Here is a 16,788-nt window from a genome sequence, read left to right as displayed (position 1 = left end):
CTCGGTTATTTAAAGTCGCGTCCTTTATTCTCTTGGAAGTATTTGTCAAATCTCTTAACATAATTGTGGAACATGTATGTCAAAAGTAACCAACGTCTAAAGGAGTTGTCTTTGTTATAGAAAACAGTTGTTCCAACGCGGTCTTGCTTGATTAATTCATCAGCATATTTAGTAGCATCATTATCAGCTGCATACTTATTGAAGACCTTGACTGGTACACCTAACCACAATTTATGTTGTGCTTTGTTCTTGTTGGCATAAACTGTTGGTTCGTTTTCTAAACTACCCTCAATATAATCTTCCACTACATATTTAGCAAGATTATAGCCATTGAGCGTAACAAAGAAACTACTTCTTCCTTGACGCAAGTTGATTTCAAAGAATTTGAAAGTATTATCACGAGAATCAAACTTCATATCAAAGTTGGCATAGCCTGTAAATTCAATATCCTCAAGGAATTTTTGAACTTGATCATAGACATCCTGATTGAACTCAGGAATGATAGCTACGTAATTACCAATTGATTGTGGTGTAGGATCTTCCAAAATTGGATGGCCTAAACACATCATCTTAACATGGTGATCTTGGTCAACATAAGCGTTGAGCACACGCATGTTAGAATCATCCCCAGGAATAAAGTCTTGGAGAATCAAATCAGATGTATAACCATTATCATAAATCTTACCAACAATAGTCATATATTCTTCTTGAGAGTGAATTATGAAAGCCTTTTTACGACCTTCAAAATGAATATCCAACCATTCCACACTGTTTGCTGGCTTCAAAGCCACTGGGAGATCAAATGGAACATCAAGATCATTCTTATTCTCATACATATCTTTTGTAATGATTTTTGTTAGTGGATGAGGTAAACCATGTTCATCAGCCACATGATAGAAACTCTCTTTATTATTCAATGATTTTAATAAATCATAATCGACATAAGGGCATACAAATGTCTTGGATAACTCTTCCTTATGTTTACTAATAAGTTCGGCATAACCATCCCCACAACCAATTAAAACAACTGGTTCTTCATGGTTTTGGTAAACTTTAGCAATTTCACGCATTTTTTCAATGAAAACAGGGTCTTCAGAAAAGCCTGAGTAAAGAGTCAAATCTAAGATTTTTGTATATCTTGTTGGTGCCAATTGGATTTCGGCATAGGCTTTAACAGTGCCCCCATAGAGTTCATGGAAAGCACGTGCCATTCCGTAAACATTCATATCACTACCCAAGAGAATGGGCGTGAATTTTTTTCCTGATTCAGTTTCGATAGGGATCAACCTCTTACTATATTAATTCTATTTTTAAAATTACACACATTTCACACAAAATTATACCATACTCAATTTAGCACAACGAGAGCGTCATTTATATTAAATCCGAGAGGCTTATTATTTTCTTAAATTATTATACTAATTTTATGAGTATCGAAATGAAAGACCGCAAACTCATCAAGCTGAATTTGCGGCCTTTTTTGTTCGTGTTGCTGTGATAATTAGATCACATTATTTTTATTTTCAAATATTAATTTACTAAAACTTTAGGATCAACATCTGGCTTCTTACCATCATCAATAAAGAAGACTTTATACCAAATCAAGAATGTGTAAATTGTCCAAACTTTACGGCGATCGTCGTTTTCACCACGGTAACAACCATCAAGCATCTTCAAAATAGCATCTTGATCGAAGAATTCAGCGGCAAAGTCAGCACTGAATAGATCACGGAATTGTTCGTAAACTTCCTTAGTCTTGATCCAGTCACGAATTGGCACTGGGAAGCCAAGTTTCTCACGTTTAGCCCATTCCTTAGGTAAAGCACGTTCAGCGGCTACACGTAAAGCATACTTACTATCTTTACTATTCAAAAGATACTTAGTAGGAATACCGGCAGCTACCTTAGCAACTTCTTTATCCAAGAATGGTACACGTAATTCCATGGAGTTAGCCATACTCATACGGTCGGCTTTAAGCAAGATATCATTTGACATGAATTGGTGAAGATCAAGATATTGCATCTTCTTAACTTCATCGTTATAACCACTAACCTTGCTATAACTTCTCATAACGATATCTTTAACAGAACGTGACTTCTCAAATTCGGGTTTAACCAAGTCAGCGGCTTCTTTTTCATTGAAGATCTTAGCTTGTCCAATAAAGAATTCTTCAGCTTTAGCAGTTGATTCATACAAATGTAAACGGCCTGGGAAATTAGGTAATTTCTTCAAACCATGAGCCAACTTGTACTTAACACCTTTTGGTAAGTGTTTCAAATCTTCCGCTACAACACGGATAACCTTTGAATGTGAGTGGAAACCATAATTTGCATAACCAGCAAACAATTCATCGGCACCTTCACCAGAAAGAATAACCGTTACATCTTTACTTGCTAACTTAGTTAAAAAGTAAAGTGGTATACATGAAGGATTTGAATCTGGTTCATCCATATAGTATTGAATTAGAGGAATTGACTTGACCGCTTCCTCTTTTGTAACGATACCACGTGTGTTTTCTAGACCTAATTTGTCAGCCAACATCTTAGCTGCAGTACCTTCTTCATATGTACTTGTATCAAAATCGATTGAGTACGTATGTTGTGGTTTCAAAACAGCTGTAACATAACTTGAATCAACACCACTAGATAGTAATGAACCTACTGGTACATCACTGATAGAGTGTTCATTAACTGATTCACGAATAGATTTGTCAATTCTTTTAACAGTTTCTTCAAATGACAAATTATTCTCTTTGAAGGACATATCCCAGTACTTCTTGATGCTTAGTTTGCCATTCTTATATGTAAAGTAGTGACCTTCAGGAATTCTGAAGACGTTCTTAAAGAATGTTTCGTTCAAAGCTGAATATTGGAAAGTCAAATATGGCTTCAAAGCAGCTTTGTTTAATTCTTTCTTGAAGTTTGGTTCTTTCAAGAAGGATTTGATTTCTGAACCAAAAATAAATGTACCTTCACGGTTGTAATAGTAAAGTGGCTTGATACCAAAGAAATCTCTAGCACCGGTAATGTCACCAGTCTTTAAGTCATAAATTACGAAAGCAAACATTCCACGAATCTTCTTAAGTAAACCTTCAATACCCCATTCTTCAAAACCATGTAGAAGAACTTCAGTATCTGTATCAGTTGTAAAGATGTGTCCTGCTTCTTTCAAATCTTTTCTAACATCTTTGTAATTGTAAATTTCACCGTTAAAAATAACAGCTTTTGATCTATCTTCGTTGTAAATAGGTTGCATACCACTACTAATATCAATAATACTCAAGCGGCGGAAACCTAAAGCAGCGTCGCCATCCAATAATTCACCAGAACTATTTGGACCACGATGCTTGATCGTATCCATCATAGCCTCAATTACAGGTTTCTTGTCTGTAATGTTTTTATCTACGAATCCGACAATTCCACACATAAAAATTCTCCCTTATATTTCAAAACTTACATATCTTGTAGCGGCTCCGTAACCGAAAATTTGTAAGCGCAATTTGTTCGGGTCGATATTAATGAAATAGCCCGCTAATTCTGAGATTTCATTATAACGTCTGTCCCACTTCTTGTTATAGTCAGTTGTTAAACCATGTTTCTTACCCATTAAGGCCGAACAATTTAATATTATATGATTAATTTCAGAAACTTTGTAGTTTTTTTCATAATGCATATGACCACAAATATAAGTTGTTACCTTAGAAATGCCCGTAGACGAGAAATCATAGCGTAAATTTACTCCAAAATCTCCTGTTAATTCATTTTTTAATTGGCCAGAAGTTTTGTTGTTGAAGCTTACTAATAGTTGTTGAACCAAATCACCATTAAAATTCAAAGCGCTCCGGCCACTTGGACTAACAATATTAGCATGCCCCATTACAATAACATGTTTATCAATAGTATTTTCTAAGATTTTCACCAAATCTTCTAACTGTTGTTCTCTGACGCCACGAACTTTCTTAAAATCATATTTCTTAGAACCATTACTAAGTATATAAGGAATATCGCTAGTATCAATAAAGACGATTCGTATATCGCCCTTGTCATACCAACCAACTTTAGATACTGGATTTAGTCTAAAAATATCTGGTTGTGCAAAATTATACTTTGTTACTAATGAGTCATAATCATCTCGTTGAAATGACGCTGAACTGAAAAACTTGTGTTCATCGTACTTGTCATTCTCATCATGATTACCTTCAAGAAGATAGAACGGTGCCTTGCTCTTTTGATAATTTTCAACAGCAAATTGTAATAGCCCTCGACTGATCTCAGGTTTATCACTTCCATCAATTAAATCTCCCAGATGGACATTTAAGTCCAAGTTGACAGCATCACTAACATTATTAGCTTCAATAATATGACGTGCACCATTGATACCGTAATAAGACGCACTGGCAATTGCTTTAGCATGTGTGTCGGTTAGTACGGACAACGTTACTGTATCACTAGTAACATTTGGCTTTACGTTATTATCATAAACGCCCTTTATATAATCAACAACGAAAGGACGTGGCTTTAGCCGCTTCAAAAACATATCAGTGTGTGCTGATATGAATTCTGATGGCTTTGGTGTCAACATTCTGCTTGCAATATTTTTGATTTTCAATTTTATGATCTCCAATATCCCATACTCTGGAAACAATTATAGTAAAAAAACCATCTCACGATGGTCTCATTATGGCTCAATTATATATCAAAGATATGAAAAATAATCCTTTGACGCTTACTTTAAGAGAATTTGATAAGCTTTTCTAATACCATGATCTTCATCCATCGTAATAGTTCCTTTTTCAACGAATCCATTACTTGTAATGACATGTTGCATTACCAAATTGTCAGGGTGAGTGTCAATTCTGACATCACTGTAACCTAGGTAATGTGAGATTGTTAATAGTTGTTGAATCAAAGCGGCTGAAAGATGTTGTCCTTGATGGCCTGGTTCAACAGCTATTCGGTGAATAATGGAATAAGTTACATCTGAATTTTTCGACCATGACCCTGAAGTCATATCCTGATAATTCTTATCGTAACCTTGTTGCAAAGCAGCTACTCCAACTACCTCACCATCTAGTATTAAAACATAACTTATATCTTCTTGAATATCTTGTTCTAGGATTTTCTCATCGGGATAACCCACTTGCCATTGATCAACGCCACGGTCCCGTAGGGTTCTTTTGGCGCCACCGATGATATCAATAATTCTTGGCAAATCGTCAACTGTGGATTGACGTAAATAAATATTGCTCATAAAATTTTGCCTCCTCACTTCATCAGGATATTAAAACAAAAAAGAATACCTCATTGCAATAGTTTTGTTCAACTTTTCTTATTTTTTTTATAAATAAACCAACTAATAACAAATAATATTAAAGCGTATAAAAAAGTTTGTCCCGCTAAAGGTAACAATTTAACGATGGAAGTATTACTATGCAAACTAATAATCATTCTCGAGAGAGGTGGAAATATCACCTCAATATTCTTAAAGATGCTGACGACACTACCTGACAAGGCCAAATAAACAAAGATTAATGTTCCAATTTGTCCCAAGCTAGAGTGTTTCTGCCATTGAATTTTGAATAAAGCCGCAATTGAACTGCCTAAAAATCCTACAGAAATCAAGGATACTATTCCAACAACATCTAAAAATATATCTTTACAGAGAATTAAACTAAATATAAAAATCAATATTCCTGAAATTATATTTAAAATTAATGCCGTCAAAAACTGACTGATGGCCTCTGACCAGTAGCTGTTCACTTTTTGTTTTAAATAATGGTTATAAACTTTATCATTATGATACAAATTCATCGTTGTAAATAATGATAAAAAAAATGTCCCCATTAATAATAGGCTATATTTCTCATGATAATCAATACTTAATAGATGATCTGCAGTTAATCCAAAAACAATAATGGAGAACAACAATGTTAAGTATAGAAAGTCTTGAAAAACAAATTGCAAATAATTTTTTAACAATACTTTAATTTTCAATATCATGTGCCTCCTCAAATTGATAATTGAGGGCAATCATTTTACCGATAATAGCGTCCTTTTGCTCTAAAGGAACCTTCATTTCTACTACCCCATTAGCATTTCTTGTCATATAGTCGACCAAGTCATGCGTTAAAGCGATGGAATTGTGGTGAACACTGAAGAATAACTGACTATTTTTAGTTTTTAAACTTTGTAGTTGATGCAACCTACCATTTTCGAAACGGTAACTATTATCTAAAATTTCAGATATTTCACCATTCTGCTCAGTTCCTGCAAGCAATATTCCCGAACTATTATCTTTTAAATCCTGTAACATACTTAACATGTTCTGAATTGTCTCATCACTTTGAAAAGCAAAAGGTTCGTCTAACAACAAAACATTGGGATGACCAACTACGGCTGCTAAGAAACTAACTCGACGTTTTAATCCTAATGAAAGTTGATCAACCGTCCTATCTAAATATGGTGCCAATTTCATATAAGTAACCATGGCATCCAATTGATCCTTCCGAACAGCTAAACCTTTAGACAGACGTCTGATATCTTCAAGATATTTGCGAACCGTCTGTTCAATGATTTGAGGATCATTTTGTGGCATATATCCAATTCTGACGCCAGGAGTGTATTCAATTTTGCCGCTATCGGCTTGTTCATAATTTGCGATTGTTTCTAAAAGCTGTGTTTTACCACTACCATTTTCGCCACTAATACCAACTATCTCATTTTGAGATAAAGAAAAAGCTACATGCTTAAATGCAAAGTAGCCCTCTCGTTGCAATGATAAATCATTGACTGATATTAATTCCATTATTGCCATTCCTCAACAGCATGTGCTGCTAGTCCGATTGAAAGGATTGCATCTTTAGAAACTGAATTTCTAACATCAGCGACAATGGTATTGTCATAAACTGCTCCGATAACGGTAAATGCAAAACTGACCAAATTGATGTCGGTCTTAACCTTATAATCACCACTTGCATATGGATCTTCATGGTTATATGTAAAGTTGATCTTGTGACCAGCCAAAGAACCATCGACATGGTTAACTTGTACTCGATCATGTAGTTCACTAAGTTTATGATCAGGGTTTTGCAAAGTTAAACGGTGGTCAGATTCATTTTGGTAATAATCGTCTTCGGTCATATCAAAATATTCTTTAATCGGTTTTCTTAAAACCTCAAGTGAATCTAAAATGTCATACACTGCTTGTGCGTCAAATTTTTGTGATTTATCTTCAATATCTTTTCTATCTTCATAAAGCTTTTCGGCTAATTTACTAATAGTCTCAGAATTCATAATCATCCTCCGTCTTTAATGGTTCTTTCTTGTATGGTTTGTTTAGGATTCCGTCTCCCGCTCGTTCCCAACTAGATAACGTTTTTTATTGCTTACCTCAAATAACTCAGAAAAAACAACAAATAGAAATATTTACTAGTCCGGAGCAAAAAGCTGATTGGCTCAGTAGTGAGATTCTCCTCAGCAATTTATTGCTGAGGAGAAGACCGAACTTGAAGACAATTTGAACTTCAATTGGCTCCAAGTCGTGTCCATTACGTTCCAGCCAAATCAGATTTTTGCGGAGGACGGCATATAAAGAAAGAACCCCTTAACACCATTATACTAATTTCTACTTGTAATTACAGGAGTCTATATGGTCATTAATGACTCCCACAGCCTGTAAAAACGAATAGATAATCGTTGGCCCCACAAATCGAAAGCCGCGTTTTTTCAAATCTTTACTGATCTGCTGTGACAATTTAGTTTGAGCAGGCATTTCGCTCATATCACTATAATGATTAATTATTGGTTTATTATCAACAAAATTCCAAATATAATCAGAAAATTTTTCATCTTTTTGATGCATTTCTTGAATTACACGAGCATTGCTGATCGAAGAATCGACTTTCAAGCGATTACGAATAATACCTTTATCCTGTAACATTGAATCTCGTTTTTCTTGATCATATGATGCCACTTTGTCTATTTCAAAATTATCATACGCCTGACGATAAGTCTCACGTCGTTTAATAATTGTCGCCCAAGATAATCCTGCTTGAGCACCTTCTAGTGTCAACATTTCAAAAAAGTAGCGTTCATCACGGCTAGGTTTGCCCCACTCATTATCATGGTATGCCTGCATTGCTTCAGAGCTATTAGCCCACTCACATCTCATCTTTTTCTCCAAACTAAAAAAGCTGGCAACCGCCAGCCTAATATAAATTATTTTTTCTTTTTATCAGTAAATCTTTTATTATCGATATCTGTTCTAACGATAATAACATCAGTTCTAGCATTTCTTGTAACATATTCAGAAACTGAACCAACTAATAAACGTGTTACAGCATTCATACCTGTTGAACCAATCATAATCAAGTCATTCTTGTATTCTTCAACGAATTCTTGAGAAATAACTGTCTTTGGTTCACCGAAACGAACGTGGATATCAATGTCTTCTTCTTTGAAGCCATCTTTAACAGCACCATCTTTTAATTCTGTAAGATACTTTTGCGCATCTTCGGAAAGTTGATAGATAACATCACCATTCAACATACCACCATGTAAACCGATGAATTGCTTTGTATCTAAGACTGTTAAAACATCGATGTGTCCACCGTTCATTTGTGCAACTGTTACGGCCTTTTTAAAAGCCATTTCTGCTTCTTTTGATCCATCTACAGGAACCAAAATCTTCTTATAGTCTTGTTCCATAATTCAATCCTCCAATGCGCTTATTGAATACCTTCTAATGTAAGATTAATGCATTCATATATTTTATTCAATAATTTACAAAATTATTTGAAAGCCATCAATGTCCGTGCTAACTGATTTGAAACAGATTCATAGTTCTCAAACATCGTCATTTCATCATCATACTCTGTCATCTGAGTTGAAAATATCCCTGTAAAAAGTTGTTCATAGCTTTGAAAGTCATCAACAAAATTATTACATAAGGCAAATGTCGGAACTTTTTGAGCTCCGGCAATTCGACTCAAGTGATACAACATATCATCATGCATTGCTTCACGTGAAATTTTATCGGTAGCGGTAATTAAAATATTTGCGGAACGAATTGTTTCTTCCATTCCTGTAACCTTTGCTACCCATTCAAATGATGACCTAGAAATTCGTGCATTAATCATTGCAAAAGCCCCAGCCAAAGTCTTAATCGAGTCAGAATGAGGCATTGGGTGTATATCTAAATTATACTTCTGATTCATTTTTTCAGTGATAAAAACTAAATTATCTTCCAAAAAACTTTCTTGTGCTTCATTCAAATATTCAACATTATCCGATAATTTACGACTTGAATAATTCAATAGAACGGTCAACCGAGTTCTTCCACCCAAAAGTTGATAAACATCTTCCATATCAATACGAAAGGCATTGATCAAAGGATTCTCACCTTCAGGAATCAGTTGTCCATTCTCATCATAAATTTTGGCTCCCAAAGCTTGTAAAGCTCCTAGACCACCATCAGCTACAGCCGTTTTTCCTAAACAGAGTACAATATCTTTAATTCCATTCGTGACTGCATCCATGATAAATTCGCCTAATCCATAACTTGTCGCATGAAACAAGTCGTTTCGGCTTTTATTTTTTGCTAAATCAACCCCAACTACTTGCTCTGAATCCATAATAGCGGTAAGTTGACTACCGATCTGGGTAACGAGATAACGTCCCATTCGATTTTCCCAAAAAGCATCAAAATAAGAAACTTCATCCCAATGCCCACCAATAGTATGCTCTATTAATGCTGGCATCCCATCTTTACTGTCAGTGACGGGCATGGTAATTATTTTTGCATCCGGCATAGCACGCGAGATGCCACTATAAATGGCCTGACCAATTTTAGTTGAGCTAATGTTTTTACTATATTTTCCAGGTGCAATAATAAACTTCATAATGGGATGACTCTTCCTTTTTGATATAATGATTATTAGAAAAATATGCAGAGGTAGTTAAAGGTATGGTTGAAAATAATAAGCGCGTTCTAAACCTTGAAAAAGGTGTCAATTTTCGTGAACTAGGTGGCTATGAAACCGTTGAAGGTAAAACAATTAAGTTCCACAAAGTTCTCAGATCAGCTGGTTTAAGTGATCTATCCGACAACGATCTTAATTTTTTAAGCAATTATGGTTTAAAGTATGATGTCGATTTCCGTTCACACGAGGAAGTAAACGATAAACCTGATCGTATTCCTGACGGTGCGGAATATGTCTTTGATCCTGTTTTTGAAGCCGATGAAACCGAAGCTTCTAAAGTTCAAAATGATAGTTTTATTCCCGAAATTGGTGGCGACCCTACTAACGGTTTTCATCATATGAAAGACGTTTATCGTGATATTATCACAGGTGACCAAGCGAAAGGCGCATATCGAACATTTTTTGATAAATTATTAACTAATGACCAAGAAGACGATGTTTTGCTCTTCCATTGCAGTGCCGGTAAAGATAGAACTGGTATGGGAGCTGTCTATCTATTAACTGTTCTTGGCGTTCCTATGGATGAGATCAAGAAAGACTACTTACTAACTAACAAGGCCAATAAAGGATTTGTTGACAATTTGATCTTAGACCTTGAAAACAAAGGTTACACTGACAAAAATGTTTTAAGTTCCGTACGTGATTTGATGACGGTTCATACTGATTATTTAGCAACAGCTGAAGATGAAATCGCCAAAATGTCTGGTAATATAGACAATTATATCAAAGATGAATTACAGGTAACCCCTTCTGAAATAAGAGATTTGAAGAAAATCTACTTGAATTAAGATTCAATCTTCTAATTTTCAGAATATTGTTATCACATTTTCTTCACATTTAGTGTTTAATATGTAGTTTGTAAGTTAAAGGAAAGCAATTGAGCTTAACTTACATCCCCCCTTTTTAAATATAGAAAACTAAAATAGATAAAAATCTCATAATAAAAAATATAATTCACTTTTCCTCCCTGATTTGTGAATTTCCCTTAAAACTAAAAACAACTACTGTTCCCCTGCAGCGGTTGTTTTTTTGTTTGATTGCAATTAAATACTAACTGATATAACTGAAACATGCCGTCGTCCGCAAAAAATCTGTGGGCCACTGGAACGTGGTGGACACGACTTGAAGCTAATAATTCCGCACTTTGTGCGAAATCATGGATCTCCAAGTTCGGTCTTATACTAACCTTGCTACGCAAGCTAAGTATAACTTCACCACTGAGGGGCCACAGATTTTTTACTACCGACTGTATCCTTGTTTCTAATATTATCAAGCAAAATTGCAGTATTTTGATAACCTCAACTCGACACAAGTTCAAATAGAATTTTTGAATCAAAAAACGGCCTCCATTAAGTATTCAAGCCATATATGTTTGAATACTTAATGAAGGCCGTCCTTATTTACTATTTAAACTTTCCAATAATTAGGATTTAATCCCCAGTAATAAAAAAAATTTACGTCATAGTCAAATTTAAGTAAGGACTCTAACTGGTTGCCATTATTTATTTCAAAAAATTAGAAGGAAGATAATAAATAGAGTCGTTTATCAGTCTGGAGTAAAAATTGAAAATGCGGTCAGTTGTGAAATCATTGTTAGCGGCTCTGCCGGTTACAATGAAGCTGATCTTGGAGATCCATTATTTTACACACAAAGTGTAAAATAATTAGCTTCAAGTCATGCCCACAGCGTTCCACCGCATTTTCAATTTTTGCGGAAGATGGCCTATTTATGTCCCCCATCTCTTTACTCAAAAGCTTGTAACAATTCAGCCTTATCCAAATTATCCTTTTGAGCACCGCTGACATCTAGTTTAATTTGTCCATCTTGTACCATGATCAGACGATTACCATACTTCAAAGCATCTGACATTTTATGCGTAATCATCATTGTTGTTAACTTTTGTTCTTTGACGATACTGTCAGTAATTGCCATTACTTCTTGACTAGTCTTCGGATCTAGCGCTGCCGTATGCTCATCTAGTAATAGTAATTTAGGTTTACTTAGAGTTGCCATTAGAAGCGACAAGGCTTGGCGTTGCCCTCCGGATAGATATTTTACTTGTGTATTCAAGAAGTTTTCTAAACCCATGTTGAGTGTTTTCAATAAGGCTAAATACTTCTCTTCTTCAGCTTTTTTCTGATACCACTTTAGACTGATTGTTTTCGTGTGACTTTGGGCCAAAACTAAATTTTGCATCACTGTCAAATCTCCAGCGGTTCCCATCTTGGGGTCCTGGAAAACTCGTGACATCCAACGTGATCGATAAGCTACTGACTTCTTGGAAACATTATGATTCACCAAATCAATTTCTCCCGCATCAGCACTTAAGGTTCCAGCGATGGAATTCATCAAAGTGGACTTTCCGGCACCATTATTTCCAATAACTGAAATGAAGTCGCCTTCGTAAACATTTAAATTAATATTTTCCAAAACGTGACGTTCGTTTCTAGTCCCGGGAAAGAACACTTTTTGCAGATGTTTTACTTGTAATATTTCCATCTTCTTCGGCCTCCATTTGTGCTAAATACTTTTTCAATTGGCGTTTAGTTCTAATTCGATTCTGAATAATTGGTACGCAAATAATAATAATCAGAATTATCGCTGATAAAATTTTCAAATCATCGGCTGGGAATCCTAGGCTCATCGCAACTGTCAAAAGAAAACGATAAACAATGGCACCTAAGACCATCGCTGACAATCTAACCAAAATATTGTTACCTCGTAGGAAAATTTCTCCGACTAGTACTGAGGCTAACCCAATAACGATGGTTCCAATCCCCATACCGATATCAGCGTAACCGTTGTTTTGTGCAATCAAGGCACCTGATAAGGCAATCAATCCGTTAGAAATCATGTAACCAAAAATAATCATCCCATCAGTATTAATACCATTGGCAGCGGACATATTTTTATTATCACCAGTTGCCATCAGTGACAAACCTAAACGAGTTTTGAAGAGCCAGTAAAGTACTGCCATCACAATAATAACTACGATGATTCCTAACATGATAGTTTGCATATCAACTGTCAAACTAGCTGGCATATAGCCTGTTAAAACTTTTTGAGTCAAAAGTGGCACATTGGATTTTCCCATGATGTGCATATTGATAGAATACAATCCGGTCATCGTCAAAATTCCGGCTAATAGTGAGGGAATCTTCAATTTAGTATCGAGAATTCCGGTAATCAACCCGGCCACACACCCTGCCAAGAAACCAACAATTGTTGCAGTAATAGCCGATTGACCTTTGATCATCAAGCTAACAGTAATAGCTGCTCCAAAGGGAAAACTTCCTTCAGTTGTCAAATCCGGTATGTCTAAAATTCTAAATGTAATGAAGACACCAATTGCTAGAGGCGCCCACAATAAACCTTGTCCTAAACTAGATATAATCATTTTTATCACCTATGGTTTCGTAATTTTACTTGGATCGATGCCGATAGCCTTAGCATTAGCCTTGTTAACGTAAAGTCTCAAAGTATGTGAAGTTTCAACAGGCATATCTTGAGGCTTCTTTTTATCGATCAAAATCTTGTAAGCCATCTTGGCAGTTTGTTTACCTAAATCATGGTAATTGATTCCGTATGTAGCAACACCACCATCTTCAGCCATTTCAATTGAACCTGTAACAACTGGCAATTTAGCCTCACGTGCTTTTTTACCGATTGTCTTCATAGAACTAGCCATTAAGTTGTCAGTTGGTAAGTAAATTCCAGAAACTTTATCAGCCATTCCAGATAATGCACTGGCAACATCATTAGTACTTGTGACACTAACCACATTCAATTTAAGATGATGATTCTTAGCATATTCCTTAACCATTTTGACCTGCAAAACTGAGTTCTCTTCAGATGAGTTGTACATAACACCAATTGGTTTAGAACTCTTAGTCAAAGTTGTTAACAGTTTGACTTGTTTATCCACGGGACCCAAATCTTTGGTACCAGTAACATTCGTTGCTGGCTTACGATCATCTTTTACCAATCCAGCACTCTTCAAATTAGTTACCGCTGTAACAACGATTGGAGTTGATTTAGTTTTCTTAGCAAGTGCTTGTGCTGAAGGAGTTGCGATTCCTAAAATCAAATCGTTCTTCTTTTGTGTTAATTGTTGAGCCATTGAATTTAAATTGGCCTGATCCCCTTGGGCATTTTGATAATTGTAATTAACTTTCATTGATTTATCGTGTTGTTTAATTTCTTTACTTAATTCTTCTTTGAACCCTTTACGTGCCTCGTCCAATGAACCATGAGGTACTATTTGCAAAATTCCCACATTGATTGTTTTCTTGTCTGCAGCTGAATTATTAGCACATCCTGCTAGAATAACTGCTGCCATAATTGTCATTAATCCGATTAAATATTTTTTCATGAAAAACCCTCCTGAGAATATAAAAAAACCAGCTAGATTCGTATTGAATCTAACTGGTTTGCCCGGGCGCAATTTATCTCCAGATAGATTCAACCCGTATCTATCTGGCTTCAAAGACATGTTTAATAGCTTTAGCCAATCAATAGATACGAACACGTACGCGTTCGCATCCAGAGACTGAATACAAACGCTATCTAAAGAAAAAGCTAAAGGCAAATTGATTATTCAAATGTGACAACTGTTTACTAATTTTCATAATAAAGTTCTCCTCGTTTGCAATTTACAGTCTCTAGTTAAACATTCAAAAATTAATATGTCAATAAGTTTATTAAAAAAATCTAATTTAGCCTTTACAGGTACTTTTTAGTACCTACTGTACTTTAAAGTACGTAATTGTTTATTTCTCCCAACCACATATAATGATTCACATACTCATTATTCGCTGTAGGAGGAAAATAATTATGAATAAAAAAGTTTCATCAACTTGGATACTTTTATCATTGGCTATCAGTGCCTTTGCTATCGGATCTACTGAATTTATCAGTGTAGGAATCATGCCACTATTAACTAAAACATTTGGTATCTCACTTGCACAAGGAGGCCTAACCGTTTCTATCTATGCTACCGGAATCATGTTTGGCGCTCCCATTTTAGCTTTGATCACTAATCGTTGGGACCGTAAAAAATTATTGATTGGTATCATGATTAGTTTCATCATCGGAAATACTTTAGCTGCCCTAGCACCCAGTTTTGCCATTCTTTTAGCTGGCCGTGTTATTGCCGCTCTTTCCCACGGAATTTTCATGACAATCGCATCATTGATTGCCGCTGACGTGGTAGCACCTAACAAACGTGCTTCAGCTATTGCTGTTATGTTTACCGGCCTAACAGTTGCCACAATTACAGGTGTTCCACTAGGAACTTTTATTGGTCAAACTTTTAACTGGCGAATGTCCTTTTTCTTCTTAGTAGCCTTAGGACTAGTCGGTTTGATCACAAATATCATCTTAGTACCAAATGAACTACCATTACCAAAACCAACTAGTATCAAAGGTATTTGGAAGATTCTCAAACAACCTCAATTACTCTTGATTTTGCTTATCACAGCCCTAGGCTATGGAGCAACTTTCCCCGTTTACACTTATCTAACAACTATCCTGAATAAAAATATGGGCTGGTCAGAAAGTGCCATTGTCATCATCTTGATTTTTTACGGAGTCGCTGTTGCTATTGGTAATACTCTTGGTGGAAAATGGGCTAACAAAAGACCTCTAAGCGCTCTTTTGAAAATGTTCCTTGGTTTAGGAATTGCCTTACTGATCACTCGTTTGGTTATCAATTTTCACTTCTTAGGCTTACTAGCCATTCTTTTATTAGGTCTATTTGCCTTTATGAACGTTCCTGGCTTGCAGTTATACATTGTTCAATTAGCTGAAAAATACACGCCTAACGAAGTCCCATTGGCTTCTGCGTTAAATATTTCAGCCTTCAACGTAGGAATCACTTTAGGTTCAACTATTGGAGGACAAGCAGTCGCTCATAATCAACTTATTAATACACCTTGGTTAGGAATTGCAATGCTAGTAGTTGGAATTATTCTGATTGCTGTTCTTATGAAAATGGAAAACAGTCCTGAAGTCGAACCAGAAGTAGAAAATTGCTAAGACTAAATAGTGATGTTAATATACAAATACTAAGGAGGATGGTTTTTATGAAACAAGCAATTTATAACATTGGCGTTGAAGATACAATGAGAATTATTGGTGGCAAATGGAAACCAATAATTCTTTGCCATCTCAAACATGGCATCATGCGAACTGGAGAATTGCGTCGAGCCATCCCAAATATCACTCAAAAAATGTTAACTCAGCAATTAAGAGAATTGGAAGACGACGGTATTATCAATCGTAAAGTTTACAGTCAGATTCCACCAAAGGTCGAGTATTCTTTAACTGATTACGGCGAATCACTCAACAAGATTCTCGAAGATCTTTGTGTTTGGGGCGAAAAAGATATCGAACGTCGCAAGCAAAAAGGTGAAAATATCATCTTACTGAACAAAGAGGACGTATCCGCAGATCCACTTCCCTATGCAGATTAAGGTTAAATATGCCGGCCTCCACAACAAGAAAACTTGGCTGGAACGCCATGGATCTTCAAGTTTGACCTTTATCTAAGCAATAAATTGCTAAGATAAATTTCATGGCTGAGCCAATTTTCTTGTTGCTCCGACCTAAATATTTATTCTATCCAAATTTAATATTCTAAATTTTTAATCCAAAATAATAGCACCTATTCTGAATTTCAATCCCTACTAAAAAGTAAAGATTGCTGTTCTAGAATAGATGCTATTATTTGTTTTTTGAGCTGATTGAGATAAAGAATAAAACACGTTCACTAGTCGGTAGCAAAATTTCCTGTAGACCCTCAGTGGTA

The 16,788-nt window shown here is 35.6% G+C and carries 16 protein-coding genes; 3 read left to right on the top strand and 13 right to left on the bottom strand.

Annotated elements, in window-relative coordinates; all coding sequences use genetic code 11:
• Positions 1–5: 5 nt before the first annotated feature.
• The 10 genes from ATN92_RS04740 to ATN92_RS04695 all read right to left on the bottom strand — a co-directional run bounded on the left by ATN92_RS04740 (position 6) and on the right by ATN92_RS04695 (position 9,898).
• A complete protein-coding gene (locus tag ATN92_RS04740; protein ID WP_056954025.1) occupies positions 6–1,226 on the bottom strand; it encodes a carboxylate--amine ligase in 1,221 nt (406 codons plus the stop codon).
• 304 nt (positions 1,227–1,530) lie between these two features.
• Positions 1,531–3,426, bottom strand: coding sequence for an asparagine synthase (glutamine-hydrolyzing) (gene asnB, locus ATN92_RS04735; protein ID WP_056953247.1), 1,896 nt, complete (start codon positions 3,424–3,426; stop codon positions 1,531–1,533).
• Positions 3,427–3,438: 12 nt separating this feature from the next.
• On the bottom strand, positions 3,439–4,608 hold the full coding sequence (locus ATN92_RS04730) for a metallophosphoesterase family protein (protein WP_056953246.1): 1,170 nt from the start codon (positions 4,606–4,608) through the stop codon (positions 3,439–3,441).
• A 117-nt stretch (positions 4,609–4,725) separates the two neighbouring features.
• Positions 4,726–5,250: a GNAT family N-acetyltransferase gene (locus ATN92_RS04725; protein ID WP_056953245.1), complete on the bottom strand. Its 525-nt coding sequence runs from the start codon at positions 5,248–5,250 to the stop codon at positions 4,726–4,728.
• Between the two features lie 68 nt (positions 5,251–5,318).
• Positions 5,319–5,993 (bottom strand): hypothetical protein, encoded by a 675-nt coding sequence (locus tag ATN92_RS04720; RefSeq protein ID WP_056953244.1) that lies wholly within the window; start codon positions 5,991–5,993, stop codon positions 5,319–5,321.
• Complete coding sequence (locus ATN92_RS04715) at positions 5,983–6,804, bottom strand: ATP-binding cassette domain-containing protein (protein WP_056953243.1); 822 nt, start codon at positions 6,802–6,804, stop codon at positions 5,983–5,985. Before ATN92_RS04715 ends, ATN92_RS04720 begins: the two co-directional genes overlap by 11 nt.
• Positions 6,804–7,292 carry a hypothetical protein gene (locus ATN92_RS04710; RefSeq protein WP_056953237.1) on the bottom strand — a complete coding sequence of 163 codons (489 nt, stop codon included), beginning with the start codon at positions 7,290–7,292 and terminating at the stop codon, positions 6,804–6,806. The genes ATN92_RS04715 and ATN92_RS04710 overlap by 1 nt, the downstream gene beginning before the upstream one ends.
• Positions 7,293–7,623: 331 nt before the next feature.
• Entirely contained in the window at positions 7,624–8,169 is a 546-nt protein-coding gene (locus tag ATN92_RS04705) for a DNA-3-methyladenine glycosylase I (RefSeq protein ID WP_056953229.1), read from the bottom strand.
• A 47-nt stretch (positions 8,170–8,216) separates the two neighbouring features.
• Positions 8,217–8,705: a universal stress protein gene (locus tag ATN92_RS04700; RefSeq protein WP_056953222.1), complete on the bottom strand. Its 489-nt coding sequence runs from the start codon at positions 8,703–8,705 to the stop codon at positions 8,217–8,219.
• Between the two features lie 83 nt (positions 8,706–8,788).
• Positions 8,789–9,898, bottom strand: coding sequence for a glycerate kinase (locus ATN92_RS04695; protein WP_056953216.1), 1,110 nt, complete (start codon positions 9,896–9,898; stop codon positions 8,789–8,791).
• 65 nt (positions 9,899–9,963) lie between these two features.
• On the opposite strand from ATN92_RS04695, the gene ATN92_RS04690 reads away from it, so the two are divergent.
• The gene (locus ATN92_RS04690) at positions 9,964–10,767 is read left to right on the top strand and encodes a tyrosine-protein phosphatase (protein WP_056953214.1); all 804 of its coding nucleotides are present in this window, start codon (positions 9,964–9,966) and stop codon (positions 10,765–10,767) included.
• A gap of 956 nt (positions 10,768–11,723) precedes the next feature.
• On the opposite strand, the gene ATN92_RS04685 is transcribed toward ATN92_RS04690, so the two are convergent.
• The 3 genes from ATN92_RS04685 to ATN92_RS04675 are packed head-to-tail and all read right to left on the bottom strand — an operon-like array spanning position 11,724 to position 14,352.
• The gene (locus ATN92_RS04685) at positions 11,724–12,479 is read right to left on the bottom strand and encodes an ABC transporter ATP-binding protein (protein WP_082604550.1); all 756 of its coding nucleotides are present in this window, start codon (positions 12,477–12,479) and stop codon (positions 11,724–11,726) included.
• Positions 12,427–13,377: an ABC transporter permease gene (locus tag ATN92_RS04680; protein ID WP_056953210.1), complete on the bottom strand. Its 951-nt coding sequence runs from the start codon at positions 13,375–13,377 to the stop codon at positions 12,427–12,429. The genes ATN92_RS04685 and ATN92_RS04680 overlap by 53 nt, the downstream gene beginning before the upstream one ends.
• 9 nt (positions 13,378–13,386) lie before the next feature.
• Positions 13,387–14,352: an ABC transporter substrate-binding protein gene (locus ATN92_RS04675; protein ID WP_056953208.1), complete on the bottom strand. Its 966-nt coding sequence runs from the start codon at positions 14,350–14,352 to the stop codon at positions 13,387–13,389.
• A gap of 461 nt (positions 14,353–14,813) precedes the next feature.
• Between ATN92_RS04675 and ATN92_RS04670 the strand changes: the two genes are divergently transcribed.
• Both ATN92_RS04670 and ATN92_RS04665 read left to right on the top strand, forming a co-directional pair.
• Positions 14,814–16,016, top strand: coding sequence for an MFS transporter (locus ATN92_RS04670; protein WP_056953206.1), 1,203 nt, complete (start codon positions 14,814–14,816; stop codon positions 16,014–16,016).
• A gap of 47 nt (positions 16,017–16,063) precedes the next feature.
• A complete protein-coding gene (locus ATN92_RS04665) occupies positions 16,064–16,453 on the top strand; it encodes a winged helix-turn-helix transcriptional regulator (protein WP_054643462.1) in 390 nt (129 codons plus the stop codon).
• Positions 16,454–16,788 lie beyond the last annotated feature (335 nt).

It is taken from the genome of Companilactobacillus bobalius (assembly GCF_009764355.1).
This window is presented reverse-complemented; position numbering and strand designations above follow the sequence as displayed.